13 protein-coding genes are annotated in these 18,427 nt (G+C 63.1%); 8 read left to right on the forward strand and 5 right to left on the reverse strand.

All coding sequences use genetic code 11. From position 1 onward, the window contains the following. Nucleotides 1-4: 4 nt before the first annotated feature. The 5 genes from ISX84_RS06320 to ISX84_RS06340 all read right to left on the reverse strand — a co-directional run bounded on the left by ISX84_RS06320 (nt 5) and on the right by ISX84_RS06340 (nt 6,268). On the reverse strand, nt 5-1,717 hold the full coding sequence (locus tag ISX84_RS06320) for an ABC transporter ATP-binding protein (protein WP_195819506.1): 1,713 nt from the start codon (nt 1,715-1,717) through the stop codon (nt 5-7). 5 nt (nt 1,718-1,722) lie between these two features. After that, a complete protein-coding gene (locus ISX84_RS06325; RefSeq protein WP_195819507.1) occupies nt 1,723-2,805 on the reverse strand; it encodes an ABC transporter permease in 1,083 nt (360 codons plus the stop codon). Between the two features lie 72 nt (nt 2,806-2,877). Continuing rightward, nucleotides 2,878-4,245, reverse strand: a complete 1,368-nt coding sequence (locus ISX84_RS06330; RefSeq protein WP_195819508.1) for a CmpA/NrtA family ABC transporter substrate-binding protein — start codon at nt 4,243-4,245, stop codon at nt 2,878-2,880. A 269-nt stretch (nt 4,246-4,514) separates the two neighbouring features. Then, the gene (locus ISX84_RS06335; protein ID WP_195819509.1) at nt 4,515-5,684 is read right to left on the reverse strand and encodes a CmpA/NrtA family ABC transporter substrate-binding protein; all 1,170 of its coding nucleotides are present in this window, start codon (nt 5,682-5,684) and stop codon (nt 4,515-4,517) included. Continuing rightward, nucleotides 5,681-6,268: an ANTAR domain-containing response regulator gene (locus ISX84_RS06340; RefSeq protein WP_195819510.1), complete on the reverse strand. Its 588-nt coding sequence runs from the start codon at nt 6,266-6,268 to the stop codon at nt 5,681-5,683. Before ISX84_RS06340 ends, ISX84_RS06335 begins: the two co-directional genes overlap by 4 nt. A 400-nt stretch (nt 6,269-6,668) precedes the next feature. Between ISX84_RS06340 and ISX84_RS06345 the strand changes: the two genes are divergently transcribed. The 8 genes from ISX84_RS06345 to ISX84_RS06380 all read left to right on the forward strand — a co-directional run bounded on the left by ISX84_RS06345 (nt 6,669) and on the right by ISX84_RS06380 (nt 18,421). Further along, the gene (locus ISX84_RS06345) at nt 6,669-7,607 is read left to right on the forward strand and encodes a sigma-54 interaction domain-containing protein (protein WP_195819511.1); all 939 of its coding nucleotides are present in this window, start codon (nt 6,669-6,671) and stop codon (nt 7,605-7,607) included. A gap of 235 nt (nt 7,608-7,842) precedes the next feature. Continuing rightward, on the forward strand, nt 7,843-8,217 hold the full coding sequence (locus tag ISX84_RS06350; protein WP_195819512.1) for a DUF3467 domain-containing protein: 375 nt from the start codon (nt 7,843-7,845) through the stop codon (nt 8,215-8,217). A gap of 5 nt (nt 8,218-8,222) precedes the next feature. After that, entirely contained in the window at nt 8,223-12,989 is a 4,767-nt protein-coding gene (locus ISX84_RS06355) for a papain-like cysteine protease family protein (protein WP_195819513.1), read from the forward strand. 12 nt (nt 12,990-13,001) lie between these two features. Then, nucleotides 13,002-14,099, forward strand: coding sequence for a hypothetical protein (locus tag ISX84_RS06360; RefSeq protein ID WP_195819514.1), 1,098 nt, complete (start codon nt 13,002-13,004; stop codon nt 14,097-14,099). Then, complete coding sequence (locus ISX84_RS06365; RefSeq protein ID WP_195819515.1) at nt 14,096-14,344, forward strand: hypothetical protein; 249 nt, start codon at nt 14,096-14,098, stop codon at nt 14,342-14,344. Before ISX84_RS06360 ends, ISX84_RS06365 begins: the two co-directional genes overlap by 4 nt. Beyond that, the gene (locus ISX84_RS06370; protein WP_195819516.1) at nt 14,341-15,168 is read left to right on the forward strand and encodes a hypothetical protein; all 828 of its coding nucleotides are present in this window, start codon (nt 14,341-14,343) and stop codon (nt 15,166-15,168) included. The genes ISX84_RS06365 and ISX84_RS06370 overlap by 4 nt, the downstream gene beginning before the upstream one ends. Then, entirely contained in the window at nt 15,165-16,613 is a 1,449-nt protein-coding gene (locus tag ISX84_RS06375; RefSeq protein ID WP_195819517.1) for a S8 family peptidase, read from the forward strand. Before ISX84_RS06370 ends, ISX84_RS06375 begins: the two co-directional genes overlap by 4 nt. A 56-nt stretch (nt 16,614-16,669) precedes the next feature. Beyond that, the gene (locus ISX84_RS06380; RefSeq protein WP_195819518.1) at nt 16,670-18,421 is read left to right on the forward strand and encodes a hypothetical protein; all 1,752 of its coding nucleotides are present in this window, start codon (nt 16,670-16,672) and stop codon (nt 18,419-18,421) included. The last annotated feature ends 6 nt before the right edge of the window (nt 18,422-18,427 follow it).

Consider the following 18,427-nt stretch of genomic DNA (forward strand, 5'->3'; position numbering starts at 1 on the left):
TTCATCACTCCGCTGCGACCGCTTTGGGGGATCGTGAGGTGTTCACAGGCGCGCCTGCGGTGGGTTTCGGGGTTGGCTTGGCGCCGTGTTCGTATTCTTCGAGGAAATCGAGCACTTCCTGCCGATAGGCGTAGTAGTCTGGGTGCTCCAGCAGCGCCTTGCGTGTGCGTGGACGGGGCAGTGGCACATCGACGATCTTGCCGATGGTTGCTTGCGGGCCATTGGTCATCATCACCACGCGGTCCGCCAGAAGGATGGCCTCATCCACGTCATGGGTCACGCAAACGGCGGTGACCTTGGTGCGGGACCAGACCTCCATCAGCACTTCCTGCAGCTCCCAGCGCGTCAGGCTGTCGAGCATGCCGAAAGGTTCATCCAGCAGCAAAAGCTTGGGGCTGAGCGCAAAGGCGCGCGCGATGCCGACCCGTTGTTTCATGCCGTTCGACAGATCGCTGGCGGGCTTGTCCATCGCATCAGCCAGCCCCACGCGCTCAAGGTAGTATTCCACCACCTCCTGGCGTTCCGTCCGCGTGGCCGAGGGGTAGACCTTGTCCACGCCGATGGCCACGTTCTGCTTGGCCGTCAGCCAGGGAAAGAGGTTTGGCGACTGGAAAACTACCGCGCGTTCGGGATCGGCACCTTCGACGTGGCGACCATCGAGCTTGATCGCCCCCTTGGAGATTTCATTGAGGCCTGCCGCCATGGTCAGCACCGTGGATTTGCCACAGCCCGAATGCCCGATCAGCGAAATGAACTCTCCCCGGTCGACCTTGAGATCGAAATCTTCCACAACGGTGAGCGGCCCCTTGGGGGTCGGGTAGACCTTGTGCAGCTGTGAAAAGTCGAGGAACCGGTTGTCGATCAGGCCCTTTTGCGCATCCGCCACGGCGGTGGGCACACCGTGAATGGGCGTCACGTCCGGCAGCAGGCGCGCGCCTTCGACCTTGGCTTCGATCCCCACATCCATCAGGTATTTTGTCACATCGGCGCGCAGGCGCTTGAAACTGTCGTCGTGATTCATCGCGATGCGGTCACGGGGCCGGGCGATGTTGACCTTGAACTCCGCGCCAAGGGTGCCGTCGGGGTTTAGGGCGATGATGCGATCGGCGAGGATGATCGCCTCATCCACGTCGTTGGTGATCAGCACGCAGGTCTTCTTGTCCGCCTCCCAGATGCGTTCGATTTCATCCGCGAGATTTGCCCGCGTCAGCGCGTCAAGGGCGGACAACGGTTCATCCAGCAGCAGCATCTCCGGGTTCATGGCCAGTGCGCGGGCCACATTGACCCGTTGCCGCATGCCGCCAGACAGCTCCGCCGGGCGGCGGCTGGCGGCGTGGCTGAGGCCGACCATATTGACGTAGTGCGCGGTTTTCTCCGCCCTCTCCGCCTTGGACAGTTTGGGAAAGACCGTGTCCACGGCCAGACGCACATTGCCCGTCACCGTCAGCCAAGGCATCAGCGAATAGCTTTGAAAGATCACGCCCCGTTCCGGCCCGGGACCGGTGATCGGCGCACCCTTGAAGGTGGCGCTGCCCTCTGTCGGCGTCTCGATCCCGGCCATCAGGTTGATCAGCGTGGTCTTACCGGTACCGGAAAACCCGAGGATCACCAGAAATTCGCCGGTTTGCACATCAAGGTCGATGTTCTTGAGCACATCCGATTGCGCGGTGCCGGTGCCAAAGCTTTTGGAGCAGTTCTTGAGGCTTAAAAGTGTCATGCCGCTCACCGGTTGTTCGTGAAGGTAAAGAGCGATTGCAGCGCGTACATCACCCGGTCGAGCAGGAAGCCGATGATCCCGATGGTCAGCACGGCCACGATGATCTTGGCCAGCGATTGGGACGATCCGTTCTGGAATTCATCCCAGACGAATTTGCCGAGTCCGGGGTTCTGCGCGAGCATTTCCGCCGCGATCAGAACCATCCAGCCGACACCGAGCGACAGGCGCAACCCAGTAAAGATCAGCGGCAGGGCCGAGGGCAGGACCAGTTTGGTGATCTTGGTCCAAGTGTTCATCTTCAGCACCTTGGAGACGTTGACCAGATCCTTGTCGATGCTCGATACCCCCAGGGCGGTGTTGATCAGCGTCGGCCAGAGCGAGCAGAGCGTGACGGTAATGGCCGAGACGAGGAAGGATTTCGCAAACCAGCCGTCCTGCGTGACATAGACGGCGCTGACAACCATCGTAACAATCGGCAGCCATGCCAGTGGCGAGACCGGTTTGAAAATCTGAATGAGCGGGTTCAGCGCCGCATTCGCCGTAGCTGAGAGGCCCGCCGCGATGCCCAGTGGAATAGCCACAACACTGGCGATCAGAAAGCCGAAAAAGACGGTTTTGATCGAGGTCGCGATTTGAGCGTAATAGGAGGGCGCGCCGGTAAAGGGGATGTCCTTGACCTTTTCCGGCTGGCCGTTGGCAATGAAACGTTCGTTGCGCTTGTCCACACGCTCTTCGTGTTTGGCGCGTTTTTCCGCCTTGGCCTGCGCGTCCCCGTGCAGGTTCTTGGCTTCTGCCCAAACGGCGGCTGGCCCGGGGATTGCCCCCAGCGAGGTCTGCACCTGCGGGGCAAGGGTTGCCCACATCACCAAAAAGGCGCTGATCGCCAGCAGGGGCACCACCAGCAGCCGCCAAATCTCGGAAAGCTGCGCGCGCGGGTTGTCCCCGGCGGCGGCCTTCAACAGTGGCGTCATCCAGCTCAGCCCCAGAACCTGGAACCATTTGTCGGCCGTATTGATGCGGGTGAAGAGGCGGGCCTTGCGCGCGGCGCGGGCTTCGTCATTCAGAGTTGTGGGATCAATCGCGGTCATGGGACGCACCTTTGTGATCTGGAGGGAGAGCTCGGTCTGGTCGCCTTGCGACGGAACCAGACCGAGCGACCATTACCCTTGGACTTCGTTGCCAATGACGCGCTGCTCGCCCTTTAGCCCGATGGGCAGGCTGTCGAGATAGGCGTTGGGGGTTTTGCCGTCATAGCCAATCTGGTCGATGATATCCTCGGCCGGGGTCGCGGCCTTGTAGCCATCGCTGTCCCAATCGAAGTCATCCGCATTGGCCAGCCCTTCATCGACCAGCAGACGGGCGGCTTCGAGATAAATCTCTGGTTTGTAGACGGATTTGGCCACTTCGTCATACCAGCTGTCGGGCTTGGCTTCGGCGATCTGCCCCCAGCGGCGCATCTGCGTCAGGTACCAGACCGCATCAGAGTAATAAGGGTAGGTGGCGTTGTAGCGGAAGAAGACGTTGAAATCGGGCACATCGCGGATGTCGCCTTTTTCAAACTCGAATGTGCCGGTCATGGAAGCCGCGATGACATCGAAATCCGCGCCAACGTATTCCGGACGGCTCAGGATTTCGACCGCTTCCTCCCGGTTGGCGTTGTCGTTTTCATCCAGCCAGATCGCCGCGCGGATCAGCGCCTTGACCACGGCGAGGGTCGTGTTGGGGTTTTCATCGGCAAACCCTTGCGTGATGCCAAAGACCTTTTCGGGGTTGTTCTTCCACAGCTGGTAGTCGGTGATCACCGGCACACCGATGCCTTTGGCGACGGCCTGCTGGTTCCACGGCTCACCCACGGCGTAGCCATAGATGGTGCCAGCCTCCAGCGTGGCGGGCATCTGCGGCGGTGGCGTCACGGAAAGCAGAGCCTCCGCACCGATCTGGCCGGAAATGTTGTCCGGCGCATAATACCCCGGATTGATCCCGCCCGCGGCCAGCCAGTAGCGCAGTTCGTAGTTATGGGTCGATACCGGGAAAACCATGCCCATGTTGAAGGGTTTGCCCTTGGCGTTATAGTCCTCGATCACCGGTCTGAGCGCCTCGGCAGAGATCGGGTGCTGCGGGCGACCGTCTTCCATCGACGGTACATGCGGGCGCATCGCCTCCCAGACGTCGTTGGACACGGTGATCCCGTTGCCGTTCAGATCCATCGAGAAAGGCGTGATGATATGCGCCTTGGTGCCATAGCCGATGGTTGCAGCCAGCGGTTGCCCGGCCAGCATGTGGGCCCCGTCCAACTGCCCGTCGATCACGCCGTCCAGCAGCACTTTCCAATTGGCCTGAGCCTCAAGAGTGACAAACAGCCCTTCGTCATCGAAGTACCCCTGCTCGTAGGCAACCGCCAGCGGGGCCATATCGGTCAGTTTGATGAACCCGAATGTCAGTTCATCCTTTTCCAGTTCCAACGCCTCGGCAAAGGCTGGAGAGGTCAGCGCTGTGGACGCCAAAGCCGCAAGTACAAGCTTTTTCATCATGAGTATCCTTTCGGTGCGTGGCCCAAGGTTCGGGCAACAAAAAAAGACCGCCGACGCAGTTCACCGGGAGGAGGTGAAAAGGTCGAGCGGCCTTGCTCTGGGTATTCCCTGTCGTAGGGAGAATTCCTGGGACGGGCACCGTTGCCTGTCTGTGCAGACACTGTCCGACGTGGTTTGCGATCTGCCAAGTCTTAAGAGTGGAAATCCGATAAAGAATGCTGCGACGCGGCGCTTGATTGCTGCGGCCGCACAAATTTTTGGCAGAATTATTCCTGTGGCTCAAAGATGCGCCCATCGAAGAACGAATCCCTGTAGAGAATCACGCGCCCTTCGGCGGAGGCCACGGCGGTGTCGGCGCTCAGGGAGCCTTCGACCTTGCCGGAAGCGCCGGGCAGATCGGCCTCCGTGTGATGCATCGCCTGTCGGTAGAGATCGGGGCGAAAGACCGATGCGGCCGCGCGTGCGATTTCGGGCGGTTTGCCTGAGCGGCGTGCCAGTCTGTCTGCGATCCACGCGGCCTGGCTGCGCCATGGGAAGGTGGCGGATCCGTTGTGGAACTCCACAAAACGGTCTGCGTGCCGTTCTTCGCCCTTGCGCGAGATGACCAGTTGACCGGACAGCGCCCGCTCCAGCACTTCCGCCGAGAGGTTCAGGTATCCGGGGCGGCTCAGCATTTCAGCGGCGAGCAGGGCGCTTCCATCCTGAGCCAGCCACCGGCCCGCGCGCCACACCGCGCGGATCAGTCGGAACAAGAGCGATTGTTCCGTCTCCGCCCAGTCGGTGCGAACCGCCAGCACCTTTTCCGGCGCGAAGTTCCAGATGGCCGATCCCGGCAACAGCAGTGCGGCGCCGTTCTGATCGACCGCGCGGGACCCCCAGGGTTCGCCCACGCAGAAGGCGTCGATCTCGCCTGCCGTGATGGCATCCCCCATCAGGGGCGGCGGTACGGTGCGGATGTCGAGATCGCCCGACAGGTCCCAGCCCAGCGATTCCAGCCAATAGCTCACCAGTTCGCAATGCATCGAGAAGGGGAAGGGCACCCCGATCCTGAGCCTGCCCGTCTTGGCCTTGAAGAGCGCGGCCCCGGCGGCGTGCGGATCGCGAAAGTCGAAGTCATGCCCGAGATCACGCAGCTTGCGTTCCAGCTGGTCATTTACGCCAATGACATTGCCGTTCACCGACATGACGGAGACAGCCGCCAGGGCTGTACCCACGCCCCCCAGCCCCATCGACGCCGCAATGGGCACGGGCGAGAGCATATGCGCGGCATCCACCTGCCCGAAGCTGAGCATGTCGCGCAGGCTCGACCAGGACGGCGCGGGCCTGAGGTCGAGCGCGATGCCTTCCTCTGCGGCAAAGCCCATCTCATGCGCCACGATCAAGGGGGCCGCGTCCACCAGCGGGATGAATCCTGCGGTCAGCGTCACCGTCCTCATGACAACAGCCCTGCGGTGCTGACCAGCGCGCCCGCCACATCGGCAAGCCGTTTGTTCTGGTCCATCGCCGCCTTGCGCAGCAGCGCGTAGGCTTCGTCTTCCGTCAGGTCCCGCGATTTCATGATGATGCCCTTGGCGCGGTCGATCACCTTGCGCTCTTCAAGGGCGCGCTTGGTTTCTGCCAGTTCGTTGCGCATCCGCTGCATCATCCGGAAGCGCACAAGGGCGGCGTCCAGAACGGGTTTGAGCCGGTCAGGCTGCAAGCCGTCCACGACATAGGCGGAAAATCCGGCCTCGATCGCCAGGGCGGTCAGACCTTCGGTGCTTTGATCCACGAACATGGCCACCGGGCGTTCTGTCGGGCCGGAGGCCAGCGCCAGTTCCTCCAGCATGTCGCGGGACGGATCGGCCATATCGATCAACACGACATCGGGCTGCAAGACCTCGATCTGCCGCGTCAGGCTGCTGGGTTCAGCCACCACGTGGATCATATGGTCAATGCCCGCCTCGCGCAGGCCATCGACGATCTGCAAGGCGCGATCCTTGCTTGGTTCGACAACAATGATCGTAAGCGCGTCTGACATTCGGACAGTTAGGGGCGTTTCGCCGGGATTGAAAATCCTGGACACGAATGCGCCTTCGTATTTTTAGTCAGTCGCACAATTTTTGATCACCCAAAGAGGCAAAATCCGTCGGCGCATGAGCGGAGTTCGGACAACCGGAGAGATTTTGCCGACTAAGCGGACCTTTGCCGCCCTGACCGCCGCGTTAACGAATTCCTCAAAAGCGTTATGTTTCGTGCTACGATTGAAAATTCATTTCAAGCATTAGACAAACATTCTTTCGACGGGGACACAGAAGCGCACAACATCGTCTGGACAAAAGGGGTGCCAAGCCTTGCTAAGCGTCGTTGTCGGGTAGCATCTACCCATCCACCTAAACCGAAAAACGCGCCATTCCCGCTCGGATTTGAGGGACACTTCGATGGATGCTTTGGCCGCCATTCAGGGGGAGAGTTCGTGGGCGGATACGCTGCGAACCTATCTTCCGAAGGTGGCGCGCAGTCAGGCGCCTGTCCTGATCACCGGAGAAACCGGGACCGGCAAGGAGCGGATTGCACAGGCCGTGCATGACCTGAGTCCGCGCAGGCGGCATCGGTTTGTGGCGATCAATTGCGCCGCGTTGCCCGAGGGTCTGATCGAAACAGAACTCTTCGGCCATGAGCGGGGGGCCTTCACCGGGGCCGTGACCCGCTACGACGGGCGCGCCGTACAGGCGGATGGCGGCACGCTTTTTCTCGATGAGATTGGCGAGATGAGCCTGACCGGCCAGGCCAAGCTGCTGCGCTTTTTGGAAGCGGGCAAGATCGACCGGATTGGTGCTACGCAGGAAACCACGGTGGATGTGCGCTTTGTCGCCGCCACCAATCAGGCGCTGGAGGAGCTGGTGGCAGAGCACCGCTTTCGCGCGGATCTCTACTATCGGCTGAACGTCGCGCGGATCGAAGTGGACCCGCTTCGGGCGCGGCCTGATGACATTCGCGTGCTTGCCGAGGGTTTCATTGATGAGTTGAACAGGCGTGACGGCCGTGCGGTCGCCGGCCCGGACCGACGGCTGGCGCGGCTCTTCGAAGGCTATGCCTGGCCCGGCAATGTGCGCGAATTGCGCAACATGATCGAGGCGGTTTTCATCGACCCGCCCGAGGGCGAGATTACCGTGTCGGACCTGCCGCCCGCCTTTCAGACATTGATTTCCGGCCACCGCACCGTGTTGTCCACCGAAAAGGACGACCTGATCGAGGCATTGAACCGCACCAAGTGGAACAAGGCGGAGGCGGCACGGCTGCTGAACATGTCCCGGATGAGCGTCTACCGGAAGATCGAAAAGTACCGCATCGCGCGCAGCCCGCTCGCACCCCGGTAACACCGTATCCCTACCGCGTGTTTTGGACAGTGAACGCCATTCGCCCCTTTCGGTCGCTTTGAAGTGGCGGGTATTCCGACCCTGTAACAGCATCCGCGTCGCGCTGTGACACATGCCTGTGACGGATGTGACAGGGCGTGAAATTGTCAAGCGTCTGTAAATAAAAGAAAATCATAAACGTAAGGCCGTGGCACGTTTCTTGCACCTATTAGAGGGAACAGCGGGAGAACTGCCAATGGCGGATGGTCATGCGCCTCCGAGCGACGGGCGAACGCTTATCGCCGGATATGCGAATTACTTCGAAGTGGGGCATAACCCTTACGAGTTCCTGATCGACTTCGGGCAAATCGACCCGCAGCGCGGAACGGCAACCATCAACAGCCGATTGGCGCTGGGTCCGACCCATGCGAAATTGCTGATGCGCCTGTTGTCGCGCTCCGTCGAACAGTTCGAACGGGACTTCGGCGCGATTGCCGATGTCCGCGAAGATGACCCGCTGGCCAGTATTCTCGACATTTCCCCAGATTTTGAACGCCGGGCCGCGGAGGCCCGACGTAAGCCCCGATCCTCCGGGTCGGGATCCGCCCTCGACGATCCCAAGGACAGGTGACCCCCATGCGCTCAGACATCAGCCCGAACCGTATCTCGATCAGTGACCGCTATCCCATGCTGGGCTTCACCATCCGAAGCCACGGGATGCCGCAACTGGCAGAAGTCACGCTGGCAACCGACCCGGCCCTGTTTCGGAATGCGGAGAAACGGTCCCCTGATAACTTCTTCTCCACGGCGTCGATGGGGCCGCTGCAGATTTTGGAGGGCGAGGCCGTCTATATCGTACCCGCTGAGGTGCTGGCGCGTTTCGTCGGTAAGGAGAAGCTCTACTTCGCGCTGGCCACGCGCCCGGCGGATCAAAGCACAGGGTATCAGGTGCAGGTCATGCCGGACGCGGACAGTGTTTACATCACGCTTGCGGGGTTGACCGGGCGCAGCCTGCGACGTGTGCGGATGTTCCCGAACCGCGCGCAACAGGTGCCGGGATACGGCAGTAATGGTAAGGCGGGTCTGACCTGGGCCGGGGACACCGCGCGACCCAGCACGGATGAGGTGGACGCACCGCAGAACGGGCGGGCGGGGCAGAACGGGCAGGCCTCTCAAACGCCAAACGGTCAGAACGGCGCTGAGGCACCGGCGGCCAAACCCGCGCCTTACAACGATGGATTTGGCGATCTGCCGCCGTTGCCCGAAGACGCGCCGCCCGCCGCGCGTGTCGTGCCTGGGCCGGAGGAGGAGATCGACGCGGACGACGTCGCCGAGAATGAGGATGACGACGTCAGCGTCGAGGAAGAGGCCGAGATTCAAGCGGAGGAGGAGACCCCTCCCGAAGACGCAGCCATCGCGGCCTCGCTGGGCGAGACGCAACCGGCTGTGCGCGACGTGCGGGTCGGCGAGAAAATCGCGGCCCAGGCGCCGGAGACATCCGCGATGGGCACGGCGATGAAGATCGCCCTCGACGCTGCCATCCTCGCCAATCCGCCGCTTGCAACCACGGTTGCGGCCATCCGCCTTGCCAACCGTCAGGGTCTGTCCGTTGGTCTGGGCATTGCCGTTTCAGGCGGGTTCGCCGCCGGGGGCGCCCTGGGCACGGGCATCATCTTTGCGCCGGGCAACAAGATGGGCGTCTACGGCGTGGGCGAGCTTGATCTCGGGGCGATTTTCTCGATCAGTGGTACCATACAGATGACCGTTCTGAACGGCGGTGTCTCGGCCTTCGAAGGGATCACCTATGTGGCCGGGTTCTCTGCGGGTGAGGGGATTGTGGGCGGCGGTGCTGCCATCTTCGACACCAGCAACGAATTCATCGGTGTCTCGGTTGAGATTGGTCTCGGCATCGGCTCGCCGCTGGATGTCTATGCGGGCGTGCAGCGCGGCGTGTCGCAAAGCCTGGGTTTTGCAGCGGCCTTCGGCGCGAACCCGGTTCTGGCCGAACCGATGCTGCGCGACAGCAGCGCCGACGCGCGCCGCTATGCGCCCCGGTGGCGGCACCTGCTGCGCTGGCGCGTGCCCTCCGCCATCCGCTCCGAGGTCAGCAGACGCGGGTTCAGTATCCAGACTTTCGCCAGCGCGCGCGGTGATCTGAATCTTGATCTGCTGGAGGTGAAAGTCAGCCGCCTGCCGTCCGGCCAATCCGCCGAAGACCTGATCCGGCACATCCGCATCAACATGGCACGCTTCGTCAATCCGACGCTGACCCGGTTCGATTTCTTCTCCGCAGCGGATTCGCGCAAATGGAGCGGGTCGAGCCCCGAAGGCACCATGTTCAACCTGCGCATCCCCGGCGACAACGCGGCGGTCGTGGCCTCCAAGGTGGAGCCGCGCAAATGGCGTTTTACCACCATCGAAACCCCTACAACGGGCACGCATCCCGTCTCCGGTCACCGCGAATTCGGCATTCGGGAAACGGATGACGACGGCTATATCATCTACACCCGCGGTGCGGATCGGTTCACCTATCCCAGCGCGATGGGCGCGCTCGAAACGCCTGCTTTCGCCGTGGCGGAACGGCTGTGGCGCAGTTTCCAGGAAAAGGTGGCCGAACATGTCAATCGCAACGGGGGATCGGCCCGTGTGTTGACCCCGTTCCGGCGGCATTTCTCCTGGCGTGATACCACGCGTGCGCTGGCGGGCTCGGGCCGCAGCGGGTCGCAGGCCCTGGGTGCGAACAGCGACCCCTACACGCTCGAAATCAAGTACCGCATGTTCATTCCCTCCCCGGCGATCACCGGACCGTTCAGTGATGACTACGGCGGCGACGGGCGTGGGTTCTCCTACGATCAGGGCAGCAGCCGGGGCGAAATCGTGGCGTCGGTCAAACTGACCCGTGGCATGGGCATCGAACGCCTGCGCGTTCTGCGCCGTCATTGGAGCGAATCCAAGGCCTATGACAGCGATGATACCTATGCGGTCAGCGGCAAACCGGACTGGTGGCTGGGCAGACGGTCAGGTGCCACGCCTACAGAACGCAAGACGCTGCGCGCCAATGACGACAATCTGAACGTCGAGATGGGCACCTCCGGGCGCTGGGCGATACAGGCAGCGCTGGAGAATGCCTCCGTTGTCAGCGTGAAGGCCGAAGGATCTATGCCGCTGTCGCGTGTTGCCCCCGACATCGACGCCGATGTTGCCGTCTTCATCCGCATGCACAACGGTCAGATCCAGGTCAAGGCTGGTGGGCGGCATGACGGCTTCCCCTGTCATGAGCTTTATGTGAATGGCCGATCGATCTATCGCTATGATCCGGTGGCCGCCGGGAACGGACCCAGCTCGCTGGCCGGGTGGGGAGATACCGAGGTCAACACGCGTTGGGTCACCGTCGCGCGCCCCGGATCAAGTGCGCAGGCGCTTGCGATCAACGAGAGCTTTACGATCAATTGGGATGATGTCGATCAGGTGGCGCAGCCCACCAATGCAAGCTGTTGGGCCGCCGCCGCCGCCATGGTTGTCGGCTGGCGGGACAAGATCAGCCTGTCGCCGAGCATGGTTGCTGAAATCGCGGGCAGGCCGATCAAAAAGGGCCTGAACCCGGATAATGTGCAGGACCTTGCAGAGGCTCTGGAGCTGACAGCAATGGCGGGGCAGAGCTTCACCGCCGAAGGGTTCCGCGATCTGCTGGAAGACAATGGCCCGCTTTGGGTCGGCGTGGCGCTGCCCGGATCGCTGCACGCGGTTGTCGTGACCGGCATGTACAACGATGAAAATGGCGACCTGATGGTGCGGATCACGGACCCTTGGGATCGGATCGTCGGCACGCCGGGCACGCCTGGCAGTCACAAATCCACCCATCTCACCGGCAGCCGCTACATCATGACATGGCCCGCCTTCCAGCAGGAATATGAGCTGATGGGGGCGTCAACCACCGGGCGGTCCTTCCAGATATTGCATGCGGGTGGGCACCACGGTCATACGCTGAACCGGGGAACGCAGGCGCCGCCTCCGGGCTATGCGGCTGCGCTGATGAAGGATGCGGCATCTGCGCCGCCTTCCGCCCCTGCACCCACACCCAATGGTGCGGCGACGCCTGCAGCGATTGCCGTCACGATTTCGGAGGAGGTCGCGCCGATTGCGCCTGCCGCCGTGATCCCCGTGAGCGGTCCGAATGGCGTGCCGACCGAAACACGCTGGACCACCGCCGTGACGGAGATATTGAGTGCCGATCATGTCGCGGCGCTGGCGCAACTTCCGGCATTGGCGGCCAAACGCGGTTGGACCATTGCCGTAGGGCTCGACACCCCGCAAAGCTACGCTGCGCCGGGCGTGGGCGTGGCCCCCGGTGGTACGATCTTCCGCTATGGTGGCGATCCCTCTGCTGCGGCAAGCGCTGCAGACCCGGCCAAGCTGCTGGTGACCATTGCCGAAGGGGAGCCGCAACTCTTCACGCAATGGGCCAAAGCACGCTCTTTCGCAACGGATACCCAGGTGACCGGGGCCGTGCTGCTGGATGCCGCTGATCTGCCGCTGGCACTGGCCATGCGCCTTGCGTCAGGCCCGACACTACCAAGCCAGATCGAGGCGATTTCGACGGCTGTCACAACCGCCTTTACCCCCAGTCCGGCAGCAGCTGCACCTGCGCCGGCGGTACCTGCCGTGCCCCCGCCCGCTGCGCCTGTGGCGCAACCACCGGCATCCGAGGGTGCACCACAGCACCCGGGCAACGGTGCAGCTGCGGCCCCTGCAGTTCCGCCCGCCGCCGCCTCGGCGCTGGCTGCGATGATGCAGGCGAGCGCGGGCACGCCCGCACCCGGCCCACAGAACGGCGCGATGCCGCCCATGCCCGGACAGCCGGTGCCGCCCCCCATCGAACCACCGATCATGCCACCGCAGCCAACCCCGCATCCGGACGGAGATTTTCCGCCGCCGGGTGTGACGATCCACCGATCGGACGTGGACCGCAACGGCGTGCGCTATGCGCTCTTCCTGATGGACGGCAGCGTATATCCCGACATGCCGCCTGCCGTCGCGCAGCCGCTGATACCGGGGCAACAGGTCGTGCTGGACGACTGGCCCTATCTCGATGGGCCATCGGGCCGCAGCAAGGGCGGCGTCGTGCTCGACTGGTCCTACGGCGGTGGAGCCGTGGGCAATGTCCGGACGGCCCCCGGCAGCCCGGCTGTGCACGATGGGTGGGCCGTTGCCGTCACCACGGATGTAGGACCTGGGCCATCGGATTCGGACGAAACCAAGCTGCAGGTCACCGTCCGGACGGCCTTCACCAAACAGGGGGAACAGACCCGGACCGGTGTCTGCCACGTGATCCTCTGCGGCTCCGGCAAGCATGAGGTCAGCCACGCGGATGAGAGCCTCGCCCCGCAAGCGGCCATGGCATAGGGAGCCGCGCGCGTGACCGGTAAATATCATCAGGGACTTCCCCCACCACCGCCTGCCCCGGCACGGGCGGTGGCTGCCCCGCTGGCACGAGACATCTTTGGCAACGAAATCCCGCCACAGCCCGGCGCGCAGCCGCAACAACCCTTTCAGGATCCGGCCGCGGAGAAGAAACCGCCCCGCGAAAAGGCCACCGATGCGCTGGGGCGGCGCACGGGCGCGCTGCTGGATGAAATCGACTTCCCGGCCTTTGTCGCCTCCCTCGTTGACGGCACCTTCAACGGTATCACCGACAGCGCCATCCGGCAGATGGAGGCCTATGCCGATCTGGTGGCCGCTGTTGCCAAGCCGCTAGACCAGTTTGCCCGCGAAAACGTGACCCGCAATCAGGCGCGGGACTGGCTGGCAGAACAATACCCCGGTGACGTGCAGCTGGTGAACACCGGCAATGAATACCAACTGACACCGCGCCAGGCCTCCGAAGAGGAGTTCACCGAACCGCCTAGCTGGCTGGCGGATTTCGGGCTGGACGGCAATGAGCTGTCGGGCGAGTTTCTGGAACAATCCGTTCTGCCCGCCGCGCGCGAACGGGTGGCGCAACAACGGCTGTCGACACTGGCGACCATGGTGCTGACCGGCATGAACCGCGTCGTGGTCAAGGACGGCACCATCGGTGCACGGCTGCGGTTCCGTGCTGCGGCCTCGGACAGCGTTGCGCTGGATTTCGCGACCTCGAACGATCCCGCATCCGGGCAGACGCAATGGGGGCGGCGCGGCACGCAGCGCGGGTCCGCCGTGACCAAGGTGTCGACCATCGACGTCAACGCGCAGTCGGATTCCGAGCTGGAAGCGCGGCTCTATGGCGATGTGAAAATCAACTTTGCCTCCGAGACCCTGCCGCTCGACCGCTTCATGGATCAGGCGGAAATGGCCATTCTGGAGCGCCACTCCCGCAATCGGGCCGCCATTGCGCGCGCCGAACAGCAGCCAGTTGCACCGACGCCGGCACCAACCCCGGCACCGGCCCCTGCGCCGGTCGCACCACAACCGGCTGCACCGGCACCTGCGGCGCTCCCACCCGCGCCTAATCCGCAGGGAGGCGGCGGATCATGAGCCTTCTGCGTCCCCTGCATGAAACCCTGACGGATATCGCCGATGGTGCGATGACCGAAACGCTGGTGGCCGCAGGTCACTTGCCGCTGCGGGTTACCTCGTTGGAAATGTCCGTGCCGCTGGATGTCCGCTGGGCGGCGGATGAGGGCGTTTTTCAGGCCGATTTCCCGCTGTTTCGGCGCCGCACTGAATTTGATCCGGAACCCGCACAGCTGACCATCACGCTGGGGGAGGTGCCGGTATGAACGCGCAGGCCACCCTCCCCCTCGAAAACTTTATCCAGGCGGTTCAGAGCCAGTTGGACAAGGCGCAATCGGCCATGGCCGTCAAGGCGCGCAACCTCAACCTGCCGATGACCTTTGCCATCAAGGACATCAATCTGGACCTGCGGGCGCATGTGGAATTCGCCGCCGGTGAAATCCGCATACGGCCTGCGGGCGCGGATGAGAAAGAAGCCAGCGTGTTTCACATCGTCTTCACCGCCATTACCCGACCGATGATTGAGGAAAACGCCGCCGCCTTCGCCACGGACCCTGATGATCAGGCGCTGGATACGCTGGATGAAGACCTGACCGAGGAAGAGCGGCGCAAGCTGGAATGGGTCGGCGTGCGCACCGTGGGCAAGCTGCGCGAGTTGGAGCGCAAGGGCATCGGTGGTGAAATCGGGCGGGTCACCAACCTGCCGGTTGACCGGTTGCGCAAGGCGCTGCGCCGCGCGGCATCGCCCATGGTCGAGGACGTCTCACCGGTGGACCGCGACGATGACACACCCGGGCAACTGCGCCGCATCCTGCGGGTCCGGGGCCGGAACCTGATCGAGGAGGGGCGCACGCCTGCTGTCCGTATCGACGGGCGGCCCACGCCGATCCTCAAGGCAACACCGCGAGAGATTCTGCTGGCGCCCGAGGCGGACCAATGGTCCGGCGAAATGCGGGTGGAAGCGGCACCGGACCTCTCTACCTCCATGAGTTTTGATCTGTCGGCTTTTTCCGCACCCGTAGCACCTGTTTCGCCTTCGCAGAATGGCTCGGCAGGGGCCCTGCCGCCCGCACCGGAGGGCGTGTCATGAACCTTCTGATGCCGTGGGCCGACCCGGATGACCGGGTGTATTCCTCTCCCACCAGCCTGCTGGTCAAGATGCGGCTGGGGGAGGCGCCTGACCATGCGCCGGCGCTGCTGGATGTGCATGACTGCTGCCATGATCCCGCGCATCATCTGGATCGGGGCCCGGTGGACCGCATCCTGTCGCGCTACGCGGGGGCGGTCCGTGCCGCGCGGTTACATTGCGCCGCCCGCGGTCAACATACGCGCGGGCATCGCCATCGTGGATACGATGATGTGGAACAGGTCACGGGTGTCGCACGGACCTTCTTTGTCAAAGTGCCGCGCGGTGCGCCGATTGCGCGGATATGCGACCGGTTGCGCCAGATTGCCGCCGTCGAAGCGGTCACACCAAACTACATGACAGCGCAGAATATGGATGCCGAACCGGGGCTGGAGCGACCGCGCGCGACCAACGACGCAACTGCATGGCACCCGCGCAACATGGTCGGTGCAGCGGAGGCATTGGAGCATGAACCCGGTGATCCGGGCATCCTGATCGGTGTCATCGACAGCGGTCTGGCGCAGGGGCATCCCGAATTGGCGGGCCGTGTGCGGGAGGGCGGATTTGATACCGTCAAACTGCACAGCACCGACGTCGCCCCGGGGGTGCATCTACTGGGCGATTACACAGAGAACGATCCTCATCCTGTGGATGATTTCGTCGGGCACGGCATGGGGTGCGCCGGGATCATCGCGGCGCTTGGCCTCAACATGCCGCCCGGGTTGGCCGGGCAGTGCCGCGTGCTGCCGATGCGCGCGCTGGGGGCGGCGAAGTTACCGGACAAAGTCCTGCCGGTGGGATTGGGCGCGCTGTCCGATCTCGATCTGGCGATCACATTGGCCGTCAACCTGGGGGCGAAGGTGCTGAACCTGAGCTTTGGCACCAGCGACGCCGCACTCGCCCCGAACAGCCCGCGTCCGCATCAGGATGCAATCCGGTATGCGGCGGCGCGGGGGTGCGTGATTATCGTGGCCTCCGGGAACTCCGGGCGCGAAGAGCGTTTCTGGCCCGCCGCCTATCCGGAGGTCATCACCGTCGGTGCCGTGGATGCCACCGGGCAGCCCGCCGCCTTCTCCACACGCGGCAATCACGTGACGCTGTCGGCACCGGGCGCGCGCATCCTGACGACCTCGCTGGGCAGCTATCAATATGCCACGGGGACAAGTTTCGCCGCGCCCTTTGTCGCGGGTGCTGCCGCCCTGCTGGTGTCACGTGCCGCCCGCATGTCTCATCCGCTGGATGGCCAGCAGGCGCGCGACATCCTCATCCGCTCCTGCCAGCCGTTTCCCGGCGGGGCAACTCATTCCGGTGCGGGGGCGGGTATTCTCGATGCCGCCGCCGCACTGACCACCCTGGACGAGATGATCGTCCATTCACCCGGAGAGACGGGAGGGCAGCATGTGCATTGAGCTGAGCCTGTTCGCCCGTCCATTCCCGCCATCGAGCACAATCAAGGAGACTTGACATGGCACTTTACAAAACCCGTTTCCGCGATATTGCATTGCGGGAGATCAAGGAACACCTCAAGCTGACCAACCGCAAGGCGCAGTTGGACAAGAAGATCGCGGACAAGCTGCAACTGGCGCAGACCGAGCAGGAAGAACTCGACCGCATCAACAAGGTGCTGAAGGTCATCGACGCGGCCACGGACCCCAAGGAAACGGCCAACCCGCTCTTTGCTGCCTTCCGTTACCTGATGCAGGACGAGGATTGCGCCAACAAGGAAACGTTGGTCGGGCATGATGACGGCAGGCTGAAGTTTGCGAAGCTGGCATCTGATGGCTCCAAAACGCCGAAGATGTCCTCGGTGTCGTCGCCCAAGGATGAGAACATCGTCCTGGCGGCGCTGACCCTCGGCATCCTGGAATTGGAAGGTACGGATGCGCCGCAGATCATCGCGGCCTCAAGCCCGGTGCCTGCCGGGTTCTGCATTGTCCCGGACCGGTCGGACGCGCGCTGGAACAGCGTGTCGCAGGCCTTCTACTCCGCCTTGGGTGAAGCCAAGGGCATGGAAGACCTTGCCCGTCTGGTGCTGCCGATCCTGGCGGAAGAAGGCAATGCGGACGGCCGCGGCGGTCGAGACCCCGAGGTGATGGTCCGCGAGTTCGCGGAAATCATGCGCGAACTGGTACGGCGCGGTGTTTCGGCAGATGAAATCCAACTGCGCCGCCGCGTGAACGAAGCGCTGAACCGTTTTCAGCATATCGACGAGGCCGGGCCCTATACCCGCGTCGCCACCCGCGACAACGGCATCAACCCGCCTGATCTGGAGGCGCTGGACCGCTACAACCTTGTGCCGGAAAACATCCGGTTGATGGGCGTGATGTTCGTCTCGGCGATGTTCGATGAAATCCGGGCATTCCAGTGTCTGGACTACTGTGTCGAAGCAAGCCAGCGGGGCGAAATCGTTCTGGTCGGCAATAATGATGTGGGCCAGTGGCTCTTCAACTACTGGCGTGACGCGCCCAACCGGTTGAGCGATCTGGAGCGGCGTACATTCCTGTCGCAGACCATCGGTGTGCCGGGCGGCGAGCCAGGGTATTCGCGCAATGAGAATGCCCAGCCGCTGATGCTGCACCTGTGCAGCAACGTCTCAAAGCTGATCACCCAGTACCGCGAGGCGGAAAACGTCTCGTTCATCTTCCAGCAGCGTGCCCGCAAGGCCGCGCGCGATCTGGCGGCGAACCTGTCATTGCACGGCTACGGCATGGCCTACTATGCCGCGGGCGAGCTTCAGAAACAGCTGAACTTCGTGATCGATGTGTTGAGCCACCCGGAAATCCGCGCGAACTTCGGGGCGCGGGACATGTGGCAGGTCTGTGATCAGATCAATACGCTGCATCTGCCCGGCGGGCCGAAGAACACGCTGAAATATCAGACGCTTGCGACCTGCGGGACGATCATCACCGCGTGGCTGGCCAACAACGCCCATCACATCATGTCGAGCACCGGACAGCTGCTGGATATGGGCGAAGTGCGCAATCCGTCGCCCTATCCGCCCGGGCAGAAGGCGATCACGCATCCCAATGATTTCGACTTTGTGAATGCCTGCGAACTGTACCTGTCGGAATACGCGATCCCGGATACGGAGACCAACCAATATGCGGCGATGCGTGCTGCGGAAGAGCAACCGTCCCGGCCCATCCAGATGCCTTCGGTGGTGCAGGAAATCGTGGGCGACATTGGCGACCTTGGCATTGGTCTGAGCCGCCACTGAAGCCCT

The sequence above is a fragment of the Roseobacter sp. MH60115 genome, from assembly GCF_015644665.1.
Lineage (GTDB): Bacteria > Pseudomonadota > Alphaproteobacteria > Rhodobacterales > Rhodobacteraceae > Roseobacter.

Coding starts and splice junctions, on each gene's coding strand:
- ISX84_RS06320 (WP_195819506.1), bottom strand. CDS start 1,717: ATGACACTTTTAAGCCTCAAGAACTGCTCCAAAAGCTTTGGCACCGGC.
- ISX84_RS06325 (WP_195819507.1), bottom strand. CDS start 2,805: ATGACCGCGATTGATCCCACAACTCTGAATGACGAAGCCCGCGCCGCG.
- ISX84_RS06330 (WP_195819508.1), bottom strand. CDS start 4,245: ATGAAAAAGCTTGTACTTGCGGCTTTGGCGTCCACAGCGCTGACCTCT.
- ISX84_RS06335 (WP_195819509.1), bottom strand. CDS start 5,684: ATGAGGACGGTGACGCTGACCGCAGGATTCATCCCGCTGGTGGACGCG.
- ISX84_RS06340 (WP_195819510.1), bottom strand. CDS start 6,268: ATGTCAGACGCGCTTACGATCATTGTTGTCGAACCAAGCAAGGATCGC.
- ISX84_RS06345 (WP_195819511.1), top strand. CDS start 6,669: ATGGATGCTTTGGCCGCCATTCAGGGGGAGAGTTCGTGGGCGGATACG.
- ISX84_RS06350 (WP_195819512.1), top strand. CDS start 7,843: ATGGCGGATGGTCATGCGCCTCCGAGCGACGGGCGAACGCTTATCGCC.
- ISX84_RS06355 (WP_195819513.1), top strand. CDS start 8,223: ATGCGCTCAGACATCAGCCCGAACCGTATCTCGATCAGTGACCGCTAT.
- ISX84_RS06365 (WP_195819515.1), top strand. CDS start 14,096: ATGAGCCTTCTGCGTCCCCTGCATGAAACCCTGACGGATATCGCCGAT.
- ISX84_RS06370 (WP_195819516.1), top strand. CDS start 14,341: ATGAACGCGCAGGCCACCCTCCCCCTCGAAAACTTTATCCAGGCGGTT.
- ISX84_RS06375 (WP_195819517.1), top strand. CDS start 15,165: ATGAACCTTCTGATGCCGTGGGCCGACCCGGATGACCGGGTGTATTCC.
- ISX84_RS06380 (WP_195819518.1), top strand. CDS start 16,670: ATGGCACTTTACAAAACCCGTTTCCGCGATATTGCATTGCGGGAGATC.